The sequence below is a fragment of the Algoriphagus algorifonticola genome (assembly GCF_007655305.1).
Classification (GTDB): Bacteria; Bacteroidota; Bacteroidia; order Cytophagales; family Cyclobacteriaceae; genus Algoriphagus; species Algoriphagus algorifonticola.
Window position 1 is genome coordinate 103,857 of sequence record NZ_VLOG01000065.1, and the last position, 18,545, is coordinate 122,401.

Consider the following 18,545-nt stretch of genomic DNA (forward strand, 5'->3'; position numbering starts at 1 on the left):
TTTTTTTTTACTAAGTGTTGAAATTAGTTTCAGGCCTAAGCTTATTTCATAAAATCAATGTTGAACTTAAAGCTGAGAAATGATGAAAAAGCAACTTCTTAAAAGATTTCAAATTATCACGCTGTCCATGGTAGTTTTATTCGCATTTGGACTCCCACTGAATATTTCTTTAGAAAGTCCCTTCATAGATCTTGGGGCAAACCTATTCCAAACAACTACTAAAGCACAGACAATTAGTTTGCCTGATATTCCAGATTCGAATACTTTGAAATGTCGCTGTAAAAAAGATGATGACGGGAATAAGATTTGTGGATCAGGAAATCATATTTCACTAAGACCAAAATGTGCAGAAATTGAATCTGGACAAGGTATCTGCGGTTTTTATTCAATTAACTGCTAGTATCATGAAAAGCCCCGATAACTCCTCCTTAATTTCCATGATATCAAAGAAGCAGTTTTTGATCGGGGCTTTTATTTCTTTTATTTTTCTTTCCTGTACTTCCGGCGAAAAAGTCAAATTTAACGGTGAAGAGATCGGCTATTATCGGAATGCGGAAATCAACACTATTTCTTTAAAAATTGATTCACTAGAGAACAAAGAGGTCATTTTCTCCGGCAGTGGAATTTGGAAGATTTTTAATGATCAGATTATTCTTGCGGATAAAAGAACCGGGATAATTTATGTTTTTAATGATGACCTTAGCTTAAAAGAAACGCAAATAGGAATCGGCGAAGGACCAAATCAGATCAAAGGAGGACTTGTTGCCATGGCTTCCGGAGATCAGGGGCTTTTCCTTTTAGGTGGGAGTTATGACTATTATGTGGTTGATAAGAACTGGACTATTTCCCAAACAGGCAACTTGGACTTTTACCATGAAAATACGCCTTATGATGAATTGTTGAAGAATCCAAAACCGGAATACGCAGGCATTTACGAACTCCATTATGAATTTCAGAAACCGACCTGGTTTGGAGAAAGGAAAGTGATGATTCAGATATCCTCTACCCATCCCGAGTACAATTACATTCTAAATAAAAATTACTTTGAGGAAGCCAAAAACCTGGGGATACTAGACCTAAGCAATGGGAAAATACAAATCTCTGGAGGATACCCTCCAATATATTCAGGCGATAGTTTTATCCCCTACTTAATGGGTACAGCAATAGCACCAATAAAAAACAATTTTCACGTTCAAGGTTTTGAGGCGGATAGTCTGCTGAACAAGTTCTCTGCTGATGGGCTGATTCAGCATGCATTTGGGCATGCTGGCAAAGACATGTTGACTGACTACCCTGATCTGAGCGCTTTGGATGTAACGGAATTTGATCTGGGCAGAGAAGAACTTCGCCCAAAAGTCAACTACTTTACTACTTTAGATTTTATTGAGGAGCGAGATCTTTTAGTACGAGGTTATACTAAAAACAGCCCGTTAGAAGATGGAATTCAGCTTTACAGAAATGACACCTTACTTTTGGACCAAGCTGTTCCGAAGGGTTTTAACTACTTCGGATACAAGGAACCTTACCTCTACGGTTCATACAATAAGCAATTTGAACGGGAAGAAAAGATAGTCGTCTATAGATTGAAGTTATCAGAATGAAAAAGTCAATCCTACTTACGTCAGCTTTCGCAACTTTTGCGGCCATACTTATGGGTTCAAAATTTTCGTACGGTCAAGAAGCTGAACAAAAGAAGCATCAGTATTCTTTACTAGAAAAGGGTGAAAATAAAAAAAGGAGCCCCATTCCGTTTTTACCGGTATTTTCTGAAAATGGGGCCGTTTACGGAATCACCGATAGCATTGGAAATATCACCTTGGAGGAAGGGATCACCTTTTTTATCCGAAGTTTCTTTTACCAAGACAAAGCTTTTCGGGTAAAGCCAAATGCGGAAAAAGTAATTCTTCTGGAAAGGGCAGAAATCGCATTGGAAGAAATCGAAATCCGATCCTTTCAAAACCCGGTTGATCAGCTCAAATACCTCAACAAAAACTTTGAGCCTACTTTTGAAAAGGAGGCATTCCTATCTAATTTCAGAGGCTATTATGCTGTGCAACAGCAAGAAAAGTATGTGGATTTTTTCGAAGCGAGTGGTATTTCTTTACACTCCAAAACTCAAAAATGGAAACCCTATAATTTTGTCCAAGCATGGGGCGGCGGCAGCGCTTATCAATTTCTAGTGCCCCTAGAACTGAGGAGAAGCCATCATTGGGACTGGGCAACAGGAGATACGATTCCTGCAAGGAATACTTCATCCAGTACAGAACGGTCAGATCAGTATTTTATAAAACCTTTTTATGCAAGAGAATTAATGCATGCTTTTGAGTATTCTTGGCCTTTATCCTCTTCAAATCTCAAATTCTATGATTTCCAGTATGACTTGGAAAATGGAAAAGAAATCATCCTGTTTAAATCAAAAGACGATGAGCGCGTAAAGGCAAATTCAGACTTATTTCTCATAGGAGAAGGAAAAATTATTTTGGATGAGTCAGGAGAAAACATCGAGAGTATTACCATCAACTTCTCCAAATACAATTACGTCGCATTTCCAAAAAACCGAAATGGACGAGAACGGCAAATGGGCGGTAGTCTTTCAGTCATTTTTGAAAATTCTAGTGACAAAGTCTTTATGAGCGAGGTAGAATTAAAAGCTAAACTTTTCGGTCCCATCAATATCGGAAATCCAAGACCATATCAGAAGGGAAGTGAAGTCACGATTGTAGAGAAAATTCTTTTCGAGGATTTTCACTTTGTCCAGTCCAGACAAGATTTAGAATCGCTTGAAAAAGGATTTGGTTTTGTGGGATTGGAAACAATTGTTGCTTTTGATCCAGAGTATTGGAGTTCCCATGCTTTGGTGAGCCCTGATTTGTTCAATCAAATCAGAAAGGATCTAGGATCAAAAACTAGTCTTGAGGATCAGTTTGAAGCGAATTCTGAAAAACGATTAATTCCTGAAGAGAAAGATTTGGCTTATTACAAAGATTATATTTCGAAGCTTATTCCTCAATTAAAATCGATAGCACAAGAAATATCAGAAGACTAATAAACTCCTTCAACCTTGAAGATTCACAACCTTGTTCTAATGGTCAAAAAAGGAAAAACAGAATTAAAGCTGTATTTTGTGCATAGAAATACAGGAATTCAAGCATGAAAAATGAAGATATCCGCTGGAAACAACGCTTTTCTAACTTTAGCAAAGCCTTAGGTCATTTGGAAAAGGCCTTACAAATTCCAAATCCGGATTTGGTACAAAAAGCCGGTATTATTCAGTTTTTTGAAATGTCATTTGAGCTTGCCTGGAACATGGTCAAGGATTACCTGGAAGAGCAAGGTTTCGTAGATATTCGTTCACCAAGGGCAGCTCTAAAAAAGGCTTTTGAAGTCAATCTTTTGGAAAATGGCCATGATTGGATGGATTTGCTACAAGATAGAAACCTAACTGCTCATACCTATGATGAGCAAAAGGCTACTGAAATGGAAAAACTCATTCAGGAAAAATATTTCCCTTTATTAAACGCACTGCGCTTCACCTTCCAAAGAAAAGTAAATGAAGAATAAATTTGGACTTTTGGAATCGGATATGGCTGCCATATTTGAAATTTTTGGAAATCATAAACTTGTAGAAGAAGTGATTCTATTTGGAAGCAGAGCTAAGGGAAATTTCCGCCCTGGAAGTGATGTGGACTTGGCCTTGAAGGGAGAAAGTCTAACCTTTGAAAAAGTCAGTCAAATCAGTTATCTACTCAATGAAGAGACCAATATGCCTTATCATTTTGACCTAGTCAATTATCATAAGATTCAAGAGTCTGAATTAATAAAGCATATAGATCGGGTAGGCATACCTATTTTCCATAGAAAAAAGGAAACTGAACCCAATAATGCCTAAACCAAAAAAAAAAGGGTTCCAATGATTCTCTACTATTGTGAAGCCTAAACCGGATGACTATCTTCGCAACCATCAATGGGATCTTATCTCAGTTGGTTTAGAGCGCTGCTTTGACAGAGCAGAGGTCATGGGTTCGAATCCCTTAGATCCCAAACTATCAGGCACAAAGTCGATAAGATTTTGTGCTTTTTTTATTCTTTGCCAATCTGCCAACCAACTGGAGTATCAAACTTTTTCAAAGACGATATGTAACCTATCAATGCAAAAGGATTTAAAAATCATTTTGACAAGGTTATAGTTTCATACGCCAAGTCATCTTCTGCTGTTGAAACCTTCTTTATCCAGATCTCTTTATCCGATTTAAAATACTCAAAGGAGAGATTTGAACCATATTCCAATTTTTCTTCTTGAATCAAGGAAAAATTAGAATCAAAAAGTGATAGAAAAAGCTCACCTTCAAATGGATTCAAACTCTTCGAAACTCCCTTAACTAATCGATAATAAACTTGATTTTCTTCCTCCCAATAAATTGGTCCAAATGTAATATCGTTATTCCAAGCTTTTATTTTGGCAACAAACTCATTTAGTTCATCTTTTTCGACATATTGAATTTCTTTCGAATTCGGGTGTATCGAGGAAGTAATAGTACTTTCAAAAAGCCTATTTGTCTTCAAATCAAATACCTGAAAAGAGTTTTGAAAAGGATATGAAATCATAAGATTCCCATTTGCGTAACTTAGAATAGGGCTTACAGCATTACTTAGAGAAATCTTACTTGTAAATTGATTCCCAATTCTTTGGACATCGATCCTATCATTATCGATGATTTCATAGACCTTCACTTTTGAAGGAGAATTCAATGAATATTCTCCAACTTTCATTTCCTTATCTTTCTTTAAAACAAAAAACAACCTATTATTTTCAGGATCAAAAGCCGAAATAGTCTTTCCAAAAGTCAAGTTAAATTGAATTTTATAACCATAGTCCAGGAATTCACTCGTTGAATCAATAGTTAAATCCTCTAGTCGAAATCTCTTTACTTCACCTTCATTATCTAAATGAACGATTTGATTTGGATTAAAGAAGAAAAAGCCAACCTTGGAATAAATAAAGCCTTGCATCTCGGAGACTTCAAATCTATCCTCATCTACAAAAGATATAAACTCTTTGGGTACTACCTCGTTTTGACCAAATTTTAAAATTGTTCTTGAAAATTCATCAAAAACGTACATTCCACTAGAATCGATGAAGAAAAAAAAGGGTCTTGAGGACGAGACTCCTACCTGATCAATTGGTAAATTCATTTCCTCAAAATGAATTTTAAATGGTCTAATAGTATCAGAGTGGCACGAAAAACAAAATACCAATAAAAGAAGAAAAAAGACTCTCATTAATTTATAAAATTTAAATTCCCTGAATTTTTAAAGGCATCCCAAGAAAAACTTGGGATACTCTATTACTTGATTAATCTTCACAACTATAATCAAGTTCGATCATTCCAGCATCACAATCTTCAATGATCATGATCCCATCACATGGACAATTCTCCGCAACTTGAATCAAGAATTCTCCCAAATTTTCGCAAGTATACCAACTACCACTACACGCCATTCCAAAATGGGGTAAAGCAAAGGCAGCAATTACTGCCACAAAAACTTTAACCCGAAATATACAGTAGACTTCTTATTACGAGTCCAAACCGCTTCAAAATCAATCGCTTTGCTGTATTTAGCTCAATCACCGTAGCGGTGCTATGCTTCATTCGCTAAATACTTGATTTTATTGCGGTTTGACCTCTCACTACAGATTCTAATGCATAATCCGGGTTTAATTTTTTTCATAAAGCATTACGTTTAAATAGTTAAAATATTTGTGATTTTAGTTTCAGAAAGCTTCATTGAAAATTAATTTTACAAGGAAGGATTTAGTGGAGAGGGAGTAAGCGGTGTTATTTTTATACGAATGAGTTTCCCAAAAACTCCCTCAATCCCAAGGCCATCACTTTTTCTGAAAGAGGAAAGCTATCCGAAATCCTACAGATAATCATACCGCTTTCAGCACCCGTATCTTCCATGCTGATCTGCATGCCTTTACTGAGCTTAGGCGAGAGGGTGTTTTTGATTTCGATAGCCGTTTTGACCACTCCATTTTTCACCAAAAGCAAGTCGCATTCTGCGCCCTGATGGGTTCGGTAGAAGTAATATTCAAACTCATCCTTCAGCGTGGAGATGATCTGCTCAATCACAAAGCCCTCCCAACTCGGTCCGACCAATAATTGGTTGATCAGAGCATCCATACCTTCCACTCCAGCCAGGGAATGTAGCAATCCAGTATCCCGGATAAAAACCTTTGGAGATTTGACCAGGCGCTTTTTAATATTTTGATGAAAAGGTGCCAGAATCCTAACCATAAACGAACCTTCAAGAAACTCCAAGTATCGGTTTACGGTAGGTCGTGTAATCCCTAGGGCCCTTGCGAAACTTTCTCCATTCCAGATTCCCCCCTGTGCATTGGCAAGCATCATCCAAAAGCGCTCAATCAGTCTCGGATCGGTACTTAATCCGATTTGTGCCAGGTCACGTTCGAGATAGGTTTTGATGAAGTTTCGCCTCCAAAGCTGAGACTCTCGTTCATTTTTGGCAAAAAAAGACAAGGGAAATCCACCTCGAATCCAGAGTTTTTCCAACTCATCCGAATCAATCTCCCCAAGGTAAAATGGCGTCAGTTCCAAGTATCCAATTCGACCGGCCAAGGAATCTGCACTTTTTCGGATCAGGTCCGGTGAAGCCGAACCCAACAAGATAAAACGTCCAGGTTCGCGTTGCTCATCGATTAAGCTTCGAAGCTCGGCAAAAAGCTCAGGCATAAGTTGGATCTCATCGAGAATGACCGTTTTATCCGCATGGGCTTTTAAGAAAAGCTCCGGATCGACCAGTTTTGCCCGATCAGAGGATTTTTCCAGATCGAGGTAGAGGCTGTCCTTTTCGAGTTTCAGGTTTTTGACCAAAGTTGTCTTTCCCACCTGTCGAGGACCCAATAGGCCTACAGCTGGGAAAATGGATAGATACTCCTGCAAAAGAGGGAGAATTTGACGATCTTTTACCATGAAAATCGAAAGTTCAATTTACGGATTTCATGGTAAAAATAGAATTAATTAATCAGATTTACAAATTATTTACCATGAAAATCGAAAGTATATTTTACGATTTTCATGGTAAATAAATATTTGGACAGTTTTCTAAATAGCTTTTTTTGCGCTTTTCCATTGCTGGTTTTATCTCTTTGGCTTTAAGTTTTAAATTCGGCATTCAATGAAATTTTCTCTTATGCAAAAACGACTACTCTTCACTCTTTTCAGCTTGGTATGCTGGACTTTCGCGCAAGCGCAGATCCAAACACCAGAGCAGTTTCTAGGCTACAAGCCCGGTGACCGATTTACTCCCCATCACCGCATGGTAGACTACTTCGAACACGTTGCCGCTAATAATCCCAATGTCAAACTCATCCAATACGGGGAAACCAACGAAAAGCGTCCGCTGATCATGGCAATCCTTTCAAGCCCTGAAAACATGGCTAATCTGGAACAAATACGGACCGACAACCTTAAAAGAGCCGGGTTGATGGAAGGAACTCCCTCTACAGCTATCCCAATTAATTGGATGTCTTTCAATGTGCATGGAAATGAATCTGTGGGTATGGAAGCAGCTATTTCAGCTTTTCATACACTCGCTAATCCTACTAATGCAAAATCCCAGGAATGGCTGAAAAATCAGGTTATCATCATTGACCCGGCTATTAATCCAGATGGTCGAGATCGCTATGCGATGTGGTACAACCAAAAAATGAATACCATCCTGCAGCCAGATTTACAATCCATGGAGCACAGCGAACCTTGGCCGGGAGGTAGAGCAAATCATTATCTTTTTGACCTCAACAGAGACTGGGCATGGCAGGTGCAGGTCGAGTCTCAGGCAAGACTGAAAATGTATCAGCAGTGGATGCCGCATTTGCATTTGGACTTTCATGAGCAAGGCATTAATAATCCATTCTACATGGCTCCTGCCGCTGAACCACTGCATGAGCAGCTGACTGCTTGGCAGCATGAGTTCCAGGATATTTTTGGAAGAAATACCGCCAAGTATTTCGATGATATGGGTAGATTTTATTTTACCAAAGAGCGATTTGATTTACTCTATCCTTCTTATGGTGATTCTTACCCGATGTTTAACGGAGCAATCGGAATGACCATAGAGCAAGGTGGAGGAGGTCAGGCTGGCCGAGGTGGTTTCAATGCCGTAGGAGATACAGTAACGCTGAGTTACAGAATCGAAGGACACTATACCGCTGCCATGTCAGCCGCAGAAGTAACCAGCCAGAATGCTTCAAAACTTCTGGAGCAGTTTGAGAAGTTTTACAAAGAGAACTCAACTAACCCGAAGGGTAAATACAAAAGCTTTGTCATCAAAGGAGAAAGCAACCCTGCACAAATTGCCAAGTTATTGGAGCTATTGGATAAAAATGGAATCCAGTATGGAAAGGCGGGAAGTAAATCAGGTTTGAGAGGTTTTGAATATCAAAGCGGAAAAAGTGCAGCTTTCAGCACCTCTGAAAAGGACATTGTAATCTCAGCTTATCAGCCAAAATCTGTTTTGGCACAGGTCTTTTTTGAGCCAAATCCTCAATTGAACGATAGCATCACTTACGATATTACTTCATGGGCTTTACCTTATGCCTATAATTTGAAAGCCTACGCTTTAGAAAGCAGACTAGACCCAGCCGGAGCTTATGAGAAAGTAGATTTTGTAGCAAATGTCCCAGGAAAAACCCCTGTAGCTTATATTGCTAAATGGGAAGGAACAAGAGATGCAGCTTTTCTTGCAGCACTTTTAAGAGAAGGCATACGAGTAAAATATCCTGAATTCCCTTTCAAAACAGAAGGAAAAAGCTTCCCAGCCGGCACTCTGCTAATCACCAAAGGAGGTAATGAATATGTCGCTGACTTCGATAAAAAAGTTACAGGAATTGCCAATCAATTTGGTATCTCCCTTGAAACAACCATGACTGGTTACATGGAAGAAGGCAAAGACTTTGGCTCACCTAATATCCGGATTATCCAGGCCCCAAAAGTTGCATTGGTAGGAGGAGCTGGGACTTCTTCTCTGAACTACGGTGAGCTTTGGCATTTCTTCGAAAAGGACTTGAACTATCCACTTTCAAACTTGGAATTGGACAACATGGCCCGATATGACCTAAGCAAATACGATGTGATCATTCTCCCATCCATGTGGGGCGGAGGACTGAATAAAGCAGCTCAGGATAAACTTATGGAATGGATACGCGCAGGTGGAAAAATCCTTGCGATAGATGGCGCTGTGAACCTATTTGCAAACAAGGAAGGTTTTTCTCTGAAAACTTTCGATACCGATGAGGAGAAAAAAGCTGCCGAAAAAACAGCTGACACCCTGGCTAGAAAAGAACGCTTAGAGCCTTATCAGGAGGGAGAACGTTTGGCAATCTCAGGCGGAGCTGCAGGAGCAATTTACCAAGTTGATATGGATGTTACACATCCCCTTGGCTTTGGAACTCAGGGCAAGTATTACGCTTTGAAAAACAACTCCAATAAATTTGCCTACTTACTCGACGGAGTCAATGCAGGAAAAATCAGCTCCAATGATTCCTACAGAACCGGATACATAGGTTATAAAATCAAATCTTCCATGGGGGGATCCTTAGCCATCGGTTCCGAACGAATGGGACGTGGAGAAATTGTCTATTTCGTGGATAATCCGATTTTCCGTGGTTTCTGGGAATCCGGAAAATTGGTGCTGAGCAATGCGATTTTCCTGGTTGGACAGTAGGGAAAGGATGAAATATGAATTCTGAAGGCTGAAATCAATAGCTGAAAGCCGGTTTTTTAAAGCCGACTCCTGAAAATGGGGTCGGCTTTTTTAGTAAAGAGGAAATGAATTGAGAGCCAAAAATTAACTCGTGCATTTTTCACTCAATAGTGCATATTGATATGTGCATAAAAGGCTACTTTTTTTAATAAAAAGATGGATGAATTTAATTATCGAAACTCCATATTAAAAATAGAACTTGATTCATAGGCATTATAATTTTTCTATTATACTCTGATTCTCAATTTCTTTTTCTATTTTGTCATATTGAAACAATAATCCAAAACTCCCTCACCTATGAAAACCAACAGAAGAGATTTTTTTAAGAAAGTTGGCGCCGGAACACTTGCAGCTTCCATCCCATTCGCTTCACAAGCACATGCACTTTCCTCCGCCCCGAAAGCAGCTTCGGATGATCAGGTTCTCCAAATTGGAGATAATATAGCAATCGCCAATACCGACTCAGGAAAAGTAAGAGGCTATATCCTGAATGGCATATTTACCTACTTGGGGATTCCCTATGGAGCAGACACTGCTGGGAAAAATCGATTTATGGCTCCCAAAAAACCTGAACCCTGGACTGATGTCAAACCCACTATTTGGTGGGGAAACACCGCTCCTCAGATTATGGATAATCGCTATGCAAATGTCCACTACTCTTTTGCGGATCATTGGAACTATGACGATCTCAGCGAAGACTGTTTGCGCCTAAATGTTTGGTCCAATGGAATCGCTGATGGGAAAAAGCGCCCAGTGATGGTTTGGCTTCACGGAGGTGGATTTACCAATGGAAATGGAATTGAGCAGGATGGCTACCATGGGGAAAATATTGCCAAAAACGGAGATATCGTCTTCGTATCCATTAATCACCGGTTGGGACCAATTGGCTTCACAGATTTATCCGCTGTAGGAGGCGATAAATATAAAGACTCAGGAAATGTTGGCATGTTGGATATCATTGCGGCTTTGAACTGGGTGAAAACCAATATTTCCAATTTTGGAGGAGATCCTGGAAATGTCACCATCATGGGGCAATCCGGAGGAGGTGCGAAAGTCACCTGCACCATGGCCATGCCTGCTTCCGAAGGTATGGTACATAAAGGCGTTGCGCTCAGTGGCAGCATGCTTCAAGCCAATGACAAAGAATATGCACAGACATTGGGTCGCTATGTCATGGAGGAGGCAAAACTAACGCCTGCTACGCTGGATCAAATTCAGGAAATCTCGTGGAGAGAGTATTTAGATGTCGCAAATCGTGCTTTAGTTCGAATGCGGAAAGATAACCCTCAGCCCGGCTTTCGAGGTGGTTTCGGTCCTGTTGCTGATGGAGTACATATTCCGAAAGGTGAGTTCTTTTCAGAAACTTCAGGCCATGCAGCCAACATGCCCTTGATGGTTTGTACCACATTCCATGAATGGAACCCAACCCGAACCAATGCCGAACTGGAAAAAATAGATAAAGCCGGGGTAGTGGAGCAGCTAAAAGGTAGATTTGGTGAACAATCTGATGCTATTTATGCTGCTTATGCAAAGGACTTTCCAAATGCATCTCCGGCAGATCTTTGGGCCATGATCCTATCCAACCGCCAAGGTGCTATCAATACCTCCACAGCAAAAGCCTCCCAATCTGCACCGGTTTATTTAGCCTGGTTTGGTTGGGAACCCAATCTCTACGATGGCCGCATGAAAGCATTTCACTGCATAGATATCTGTTTCTGGTACCAGAATACTGATCGCATGTATACCCATACTGGAGGAGGAGCCAGACCAAGAGCCTTGTCTGATAAGATGTCTTCTGCTTTGCTAGCCTTTATGAAAACAGGGAATCCGAATGGAGGAGGCCTTCCTACTTGGCCAGCATATCAAGCTGCAAATGGAGAAACCATGATTCTTGATGATATCTGTCAAGTGAAAAATAAGCCGGATGCCAATGGATTAGCAGCTTTGATGGCTTAACTCAAATTTGTTCGAGAACAAGTCCAAATCGAACTTGAATTTCATTATGGACTTTTACTGTACCAAAAAACTTAACTGGAGGATCAATTGAGAAATCTGAAAAAGTAACTGTTTGCTTTCCGCTGAGCGTAGTTTTTCCATTTTGCTTGATTTGCAATTGACAGGAAATCGGAAATCTTCTACACACACCTGCAAGAGTAATTTCAACATTCCCCTTGAGACTTTCAGAGGGGGTGTTGGGATTGGTTCGGACAAGATCTAAAAACCTTACTCTTATTTCAGGATGTTCTTCAGCTCTGACAGTTTCATGGAAATCTCTGGTCATCAACTTGTTGTAGCAATTGAAATTCGTTGAATTCAACACAATTTCTCCAGACCAGTGAGCAATGTGCTTTTCAGGTGAGAGCGTTTCAATTAATATATCATTCCCCTGATAGCCCAAAGCTGCGCATTCGAATTGATTGACATTGGTTTTACCTAAAATTTCAACCACACTTTCCTTAGATACCTTCCAATGAGTGATATCTTCTTTTTCTTTTAGGCTGAAGCCAAAAGAAATAAATAAAATAAGAAGGGAAGTGACTATCTTTTCCATGACTGTAAAACTTTAAAATCGGCCCCGTTTCCAGGGCCGATTTGGGTGATCTAGTTTCTGGATTAGAAACTAATCGCAGCTTCCATGTTCACACCTTTGAAGCGACCTTCAAAGTATTTGCTATCCGGAGCAAAACCGTCCTTATACTCTTGATTTACATATTCTAATTTTAGAAGCACATTCTTAGTCATAAACCAACCTCCACCTAAATTCAATCTTGTAATCTTGGTATCAGGAGCAGTGCTATTTGCATTACCATTCACTGAGTTCCATCTGAGTCCTAGGTAAAACTGCTCGGTGGTGCCAAATCTGTAGAGTGTTTCTGCAGCTACTTGAGTGAATTGACCATCTCCTTGGTCTGGAGAGTTGTTAACCACTTCATAGATCCCGAAGAACTCCAAGCCTCTATATTTGATGAAAGGGTTGAACTGCATCGCGGTCATTTGCTTGAATCTTGGATTAAATCTTCCCTCGAAATCGCTTGCATTTCCCTCTAAGGCCTGCATCACTCCGTAGTATCTAGAACCGGCTCTGTCTCCTCCGTACAACCAAGTACCTGTGGTAGTACCATTATTCAAGTACCAAGAACCTGTTAATCTTAGTCGTAAATCATCACTCAATTGCTTATCAAAACCCAATTTTCCGTAGAAAGAAGCCTTATTGTCAGAGTTATCATTGACAATCACATTTTGATTGAGTTTACCATTGGAAAGTCCAACTACCCCGATAAACCCATTATTTTGAATGGTTATTTCTCCGAATGCCTCAGTAGAAAATGAGTCCATTATATAGTTGCCTATGAAAGGATTGTAAATCACTCGCGCATTATCAGATCTTCTAAAGTGAGCATCCCCATAGTTGAATTCATCCAAACCAACAGTAATGGTCGCGATATTCATAAAGCCTTCCATAAAACCAGGTCTGATAAAGTCCAGCCTATCGATTTGAAGGTGACCACCTTTTACCCAAGCCTCGTTATGGTGCTTAGAAGAAAGATAAGTTCTTAAATGCAATCTCATACCATCAGCTAATTGTGTGTTGATGTTAAGGTTAGCAGAAGGAAGATTGAAATTGGAACCTAACTCCACCAAGTTATTGAGATTGTTGTAGTTATTAATGGTCTGGAATTGGAGTGCAAAATCACCTCCAACGAATACTCTTACCTTATCAAAGGTACCTTTCGCTTCTTTCGGAGTTTCAAATACATTTAGACCTTCTTTATCATTGGATCTAAAATATTGTAACTCGGTTTTTTCTTGTGCATTTGTTGCCAAAGGGCTCAGCGCCATGAGAATTATCGCCAATGTGCCAAACCAGGTTAATTGCTTTTTCATAATCAATTGAGATAAGGGTTAATTTTTTTGTTCGTAAATCGCTTTGTAAGAAATCTGTAAATCGTTACCGGTTTTGATGGTGTTGAATACAGCAGTCGGTGGACTAAGTTTGAATTGAGTAAAGGTGATCGGAAGATTACCGGAGAAAAGGACAGAATTTCCATTTACCTGGTAATTGACCTTCATTTTTACAGTTTGACTGACTCCTGCTATACTGAGTTTTCCGGTGGCCATCAGGTATTTGCTCTGAATTTCGTCCAGACTGATTAATTGAAAATCAACTGACTGAAACTGCTCTGCTTTAAGAGCTTCATAAGCATTTTTATCCATGGAGCTCTTTCCGCTTTTCAGGGATTTCACAGGAACTTTTATCGTCAAACTTTGAATTCCTTCCAGCTTTCCACTCAATAGATTTATGGATGCCTGGCCTTGTAAAGGACCTTCGGTTACCATATCCCAATCATGAATTGTCGAAGTGCCGGAAACTTTTACCTCTGCTGAATTTTTGATTGTAAACAACTGTTGCTGAGCGTATCCAACTTGTATTTGGAGTACTCCCAAGATCAGCGTCAACAGTATGTATTTTGTAAGCCTTTCCATCGCATTAAAGGGTTAGTGAACTTGTTTGTTGATCCAAAAGTAGGTTCAGCGATTGGATTAAAACTTGACGAGAATTGGCTAAAAGGATGACTTTTATCAGCTTTTAAAGAATCTACAATAAAATAGCTAAGTTATTCTTTATACTGTTTGGAATGTATTTTGTATCTATTACGGTATTTTATTTTAAAAAAAATCAGCAAGACAGTATTTATATCTTACTTCAATGATTTCGCCTCTTAATAATTTCGTGGACTCAGCTAAAAGTTTTTTGGCTTTAGAATGATGAAAATAATATCGGCTTTCAATTAAGAGCAAACCAGCTTCTCGGTTAAAATCAAGGAAATGATCAGAGAATCTTGCATTACATAACAACTATGCCCATGATAATCCACTTGATTTTTTAATATCACCTTCAAGCTCGATTTCAACCGGTTGCATTAAATTTTCCTGATACATTCCTCAAAATTCTGCTTAAAAGCGATTTCTTTTCCCATAAATTAGGCGCTCTTATTCAGACAACTATGACAGATTTTAAAAACTATAAAGTACCCTATTCGATATCCTCAGACTATTCTGAAAAAGTGGCTTACTTCTCTATGGAGTTTGCCATTCACCAACCTTTAAAAATCTATTCAGGTGGCTTGGGATTCCTTTCAGGCTCACATCTCAGAAGTGCCTATGAACTAGGACAAAACCTGATTGGTATAGGCATCCTTTGGAAATACGGCTATTACGATCAGACGAGGCATCATGACCAAACACTTAAGCCAGAGTGGTACGAAAAGACCTACAGCTTCTTGGAGGATACAGGGATCAAGTTTCAGGTAACAGTTCATGATGTGCCAGTTTGGGTCAAGGCTTTCTATTTGGCTCCGGATACTTTCAAGTCTGCGCCCTTGTTTCTATTGAGCACAGACCTTCCTGAAAATGACTATCTCAGTCAGACAATCACTCATAAATTATATGACTCCGACACTGCAGCCAAGATTGCGCAGTGTTTACTATTGGGTATAGGCGGAGCCAAATTATTGGATATTCTCAATTTTAATCCGGATGTATACCATTTGAATGAAGCTCATGGAGTCAGTGCCGTATTTCATCTAATGAGAAAATTCGGCAGCAAGAAGGAAGTTCAAAAACGACTGGTCTTCACCACGCATACCCCAGAGGAGGCCGGAAATGAAAAACACGATATTCATCTACTGAATAAAATGAGCTTTTTCAACGGATACTCTGTGGATGAAGTGAAAAAACTCACCGGTATGGAAGGTGATGTTTTCAATCACTCGTTAGCAGCGCTTCGATTCGCCAGAAAAGCGAATGGAGTCTCTGAACTCCATGGAAAAGTTAGTAGGCAAATGTGGAAATCCCACAAAAACATCCCGGAAATTACCCACATTACCAATTCCCAAAACTTCAAATACTGGGCGGATAAGCAACTCTATCATTACATGGAGCAGGACGATGTGGCTCTTTTTGAAGATAGAAAGCAGTTTTTGAAGAAAAGAGCATTTGATATCGTAGCAGATCAGACAGGTAAACTCATGAACCCGAAAGTACTGACTATCGTTTGGGCCAGAAGATTTGCCAGTTACAAAAGAGCCGAATTGATCACTCGGGATATCCGACGATTTGATGCATTAATGCGCAATTCGAAATATCCAATTCAGATAATCTGGGCAGGTAAACCTTATCCATTAGATTACAATGCCATTTCTGTTTTCAACCAGCTGGTTCATTTGAGCAAGCAATATCCTAATATGGCAGTGTGTACAGGTTATGAGTTGACTCTGAGCAAGCGTCTCAAGCAGGCGTCTGATATTTGGCTGAACAATCCACGCGTGCCGAGAGAAGCCTCTGGCACTTCGGGTATGACCGCATCCATGAATGGAGGGGTAAATCTTTCCACTTTTGACGGGTGGATCTGTGAATTTGCAGAGCATGGAAAAAACAGCTTCATCGTTCCTCCAGCTAACTATGCATCCATGCATGTGGAAGAGCAAGACGAATACGATTTGAATAAGCTCTATGAAGTGCTGGAAAAAGAAATCCTTCCGCTTTATTACGATAATCCAGAAGGCTGGAGAGCCTTAGTTCAAAAAGGCATGAAAGATGTCATCGGCTTTTTTGAAAGTAATAGAATGGCGAAAGAATACTATGATTTAATGTACAAATCCTGATTCAAAAGATATTTAGACCATTCTGTAAAGCTCAAATCGGATAATTCGATTTGAGCTTTTATTTTGCCTCTCTATTGTATGTAATGATGAAAAAAGCCCTACTCCTTCTGATCCTTTTACCAATTTTCACTTATGCTCAAGATGTAATGCCTCCACTTTTGCCCTGGAAAGGAAAATCGGAAGCCCTCATTGTAGCGAAAGATCATCCTTGGATAACTCCAGGAGAAGCAAGCGACCTGAAAAAATCTCCAACTTATGAGGAAACCTACCTTTGGATCAAAAAATTAGCTGACTCCAGTCCTTACCTCCAACTTAAAAGCCTCGGCAAAAGTGAACAGGGAAGGGATATTTGGATACTCATCGCTTCCAAAAATCAATTTTTTGACGGAGAAAGGTTAAAAAAGGAAGAGAAACCGCTGATATTTTTCCACGGGGGAATTCATGCCGGAGAAATAGACGGAAAAGATGCCGGCATGATGTTGCTTCGCGATATCATCCATGGAGAAAAAGGCCACTTATTGGATCAGGCCAATATTCTTTTTATCCCCATACTTAATGTGGATGGACATGAAAGAAGAAGCCCTTATGGCCGCGTCAATCAAAGAGGGCCGGTAGAAATGGGATGGAGAACCAATGCCAAAAACCTAAACCTCAATAGGGATTTTACCAAAATCCAAACTGCTGGAGTTGAGGCCGTCATAGAAGTGATCAATGAATATGAGCCGGATTTATATGTGGATGTGCATGTCACAGATGGTGCAGATTATCAATATGACATCACTTACGGCTTTGTAAAGACAGGAGGATATTCTCCTGCTATCAGTCAGTTTTTAGCTAATACTTTTCAGAAAGAAGTTGATGCTGCTTTGAGTAGCAAGGGTCATATTCCAGGTCCTCTTCTATTCGCTGCGAATGGGGATGATTTTTCCTCCGGAAATGTAGCCTTTTCTTTCAGCCCCAGATTTTCTCATACCTATGGAGATGTTAGGCATTTACCCTCCATTTTAATAGAAAATCACTCTCTAAAGCCATTCAGACAACGCGTATTGGGAACTTATGTCTTCATGGAACAAGCGATTTTGACCATGGCTAAGCATTTTGACGCAGTTAAAAAAGCGGTTGCTGTGGATCAAAATCAGGCAAAGGAATCCCTTGATGTGAAATTCAAATTTAGGGAGAGCCCAGCCGACACCATGCAATTCAAAGGGATAGCATCCAGAAAAGAAAAATCTTCCCTAACTGGATCCGAATATGTGGTTTGGGAAGGTAAGGCAATCACTCAGGAAGTCCCTACCCTTTTGATGGACGTGCCTGTGCAAACAGTCCCTATTCCCAAAGCTTATTGGATTTCCTCAGAGTGGTCGGAGGTCATTGAAAAATTAAAGCTACACGGGATTGATTTGGAAATCTTGAGTGAGCCAAAAGACATCAGGCTAGAATACTCCAAAGTAATAGACTTTAAAATGGGCAGTCAGCCCTATGAAGGCTTAATGAGAGTGCAGGAATTTTCTTCAGAAAAAATCTACCGAACGCAAACTTTCCTTCCAGGCTCCATAAGAGTCAAAACTGACCAAGCTTTGGGGGAACTGGCAGTAATTTTATTGGAAGAGGAATCCGTGGACAGCTTTTTTCAATGGGGATATTTCAATTCCGTATTCAGCCAAACAGAATATATGGAGACTTACATTATGGAGCCTTTGATTGCTCAAATGCTAGCAAAAGATCCAAAGCTCAAAACCGAATTTGAGAAGAAAAAATCAGAAGACCCTGACTTCGCTAAAAATGCGAGAAGAATCTATCGCTGGTTTTATGAAAAGACCCCTTATTTTGATCAAAACTGGAAAGTGATTCCAGTGGGAAGAGAATGGTAAATAATATGAAATTCCCATGAGGAAAAATCTCACACAACTTGTCCCGAACTTGTTTCGGGAGGGGGATGCCCCGATAAATCGGGGTAGGGCATTCCATCTGACCTCTAAAAATCAAAATATAAACAGATGAAATCGAGCACGACCCAAAGTGACACACAGAGAGACGCCCCGATGTATCGGGGAACCAATGCGAAGATTCCATCTGACCTTTGAAAAACAAATT

General features: G+C 39.8%; 15 protein-coding genes and 1 tRNA gene. 10 read left to right on the forward strand and 6 right to left on the reverse strand.

From position 1 onward, the window contains the following. The first annotated feature begins 82 nt into the window (after nucleotides 1-82). From FL972_RS18390 to FL972_RS18415, 6 genes are all read left to right on the forward strand, one after another. Entirely contained in the window at nucleotides 83-400 is a 318-nt protein-coding gene (locus FL972_RS18390; protein ID WP_144607450.1) for a hypothetical protein, read from the forward strand. A 4-nt stretch (nucleotides 401-404) separates the two neighbouring features. Then, nucleotides 405-1,601, forward strand: coding sequence for a hypothetical protein (locus FL972_RS18395; RefSeq protein WP_144607451.1), 1,197 nt, complete (start codon nucleotides 405-407; stop codon nucleotides 1,599-1,601). Then, complete coding sequence (locus FL972_RS18400; protein ID WP_144607452.1) at nucleotides 1,598-3,046, forward strand: hypothetical protein; 1,449 nt, start codon at nucleotides 1,598-1,600, stop codon at nucleotides 3,044-3,046. The genes FL972_RS18395 and FL972_RS18400 overlap by 4 nt, the downstream gene beginning before the upstream one ends. 104 nt (nucleotides 3,047-3,150) lie before the next feature. After that, nucleotides 3,151-3,561: a nucleotidyltransferase substrate binding protein gene (locus FL972_RS18405; protein WP_144607453.1), complete on the forward strand. Its 411-nt coding sequence runs from the start codon at nucleotides 3,151-3,153 to the stop codon at nucleotides 3,559-3,561. After that, nucleotides 3,551-3,889, forward strand: coding sequence for a nucleotidyltransferase family protein (locus FL972_RS18410; RefSeq protein WP_222116053.1), 339 nt, complete (start codon nucleotides 3,551-3,553; stop codon nucleotides 3,887-3,889). Before FL972_RS18405 ends, FL972_RS18410 begins: the two co-directional genes overlap by 11 nt. Before the next feature lie 77 nt (nucleotides 3,890-3,966). After that, nucleotides 3,967-4,041 (forward strand) — tRNA-Val (locus FL972_RS18415). A 126-nt stretch (nucleotides 4,042-4,167) separates the two neighbouring features. Here FL972_RS18415 and FL972_RS18420 read toward each other — a convergent pair. From FL972_RS18420 to FL972_RS18430, 3 genes are all read right to left on the reverse strand, one after another. After that, the gene (locus FL972_RS18420) at nucleotides 4,168-5,193 is read right to left on the reverse strand and encodes a DUF4221 family protein (RefSeq protein ID WP_222116054.1); all 1,026 of its coding nucleotides are present in this window, start codon (nucleotides 5,191-5,193) and stop codon (nucleotides 4,168-4,170) included. Nucleotides 5,194-5,353: 160 nt separating this feature from the next. Further along, nucleotides 5,354-5,539 (reverse strand): hypothetical protein, encoded by a 186-nt coding sequence (locus FL972_RS18425; RefSeq protein WP_144607455.1) that lies wholly within the window; start codon nucleotides 5,537-5,539, stop codon nucleotides 5,354-5,356. A gap of 304 nt (nucleotides 5,540-5,843) precedes the next feature. Beyond that, the gene (locus FL972_RS18430) at nucleotides 5,844-6,995 is read right to left on the reverse strand and encodes an ATP-binding protein (protein ID WP_144607456.1); all 1,152 of its coding nucleotides are present in this window, start codon (nucleotides 6,993-6,995) and stop codon (nucleotides 5,844-5,846) included. 220 nt (nucleotides 6,996-7,215) lie between these two features. Between FL972_RS18430 and FL972_RS18435 the strand changes: the two genes are divergently transcribed. Both FL972_RS18435 and FL972_RS18440 read left to right on the forward strand, forming a co-directional pair. Beyond that, a complete protein-coding gene (locus FL972_RS18435; protein ID WP_144607457.1) occupies nucleotides 7,216-9,747 on the forward strand; it encodes a M14 family metallopeptidase in 2,532 nt (843 codons plus the stop codon). A gap of 336 nt (nucleotides 9,748-10,083) precedes the next feature. Further along, nucleotides 10,084-11,742, forward strand: coding sequence for a carboxylesterase/lipase family protein (locus FL972_RS18440; RefSeq protein ID WP_144607458.1), 1,659 nt, complete (start codon nucleotides 10,084-10,086; stop codon nucleotides 11,740-11,742). Between the two features lies 1 nt (nucleotide 11,743). Here FL972_RS18440 and FL972_RS18445 read toward each other — a convergent pair whose 3' ends face one another. The 3 genes from FL972_RS18445 to FL972_RS18455 all read right to left on the reverse strand — a co-directional run bounded on the left by FL972_RS18445 (nucleotide 11,744) and on the right by FL972_RS18455 (nucleotide 14,271). Then, nucleotides 11,744-12,337, reverse strand: coding sequence for a YceI family protein (locus FL972_RS18445; protein WP_144607459.1), 594 nt, complete (start codon nucleotides 12,335-12,337; stop codon nucleotides 11,744-11,746). Between the two features lie 62 nt (nucleotides 12,338-12,399). After that, nucleotides 12,400-13,671, reverse strand: coding sequence for a hypothetical protein (locus FL972_RS18450; protein ID WP_144607460.1), 1,272 nt, complete (start codon nucleotides 13,669-13,671; stop codon nucleotides 12,400-12,402). An 18-nt stretch (nucleotides 13,672-13,689) separates the two neighbouring features. Beyond that, nucleotides 13,690-14,271 carry a YceI family protein gene (locus tag FL972_RS18455; RefSeq protein WP_144607461.1) on the reverse strand — a complete coding sequence of 194 codons (582 nt, stop codon included), beginning with the start codon at nucleotides 14,269-14,271 and terminating at the stop codon, nucleotides 13,690-13,692. Nucleotides 14,272-14,792: 521 nt separating this feature from the next. Here FL972_RS18455 and glgP point away from each other — a divergent pair. Together glgP and FL972_RS18465 are read left to right on the forward strand one after the other, a co-directional pair. After that, nucleotides 14,793-16,451 (forward strand): alpha-glucan family phosphorylase, encoded by a 1,659-nt coding sequence (gene glgP / locus FL972_RS18460; protein WP_144607462.1) that lies wholly within the window; start codon nucleotides 14,793-14,795, stop codon nucleotides 16,449-16,451. 50 nt (nucleotides 16,452-16,501) lie between these two features. Then, nucleotides 16,502-18,322 (forward strand): M14 family metallopeptidase, encoded by a 1,821-nt coding sequence (locus FL972_RS18465; RefSeq protein ID WP_144607463.1) that lies wholly within the window; start codon nucleotides 16,502-16,504, stop codon nucleotides 18,320-18,322. Nucleotides 18,323-18,545 lie beyond the last annotated feature (223 nt).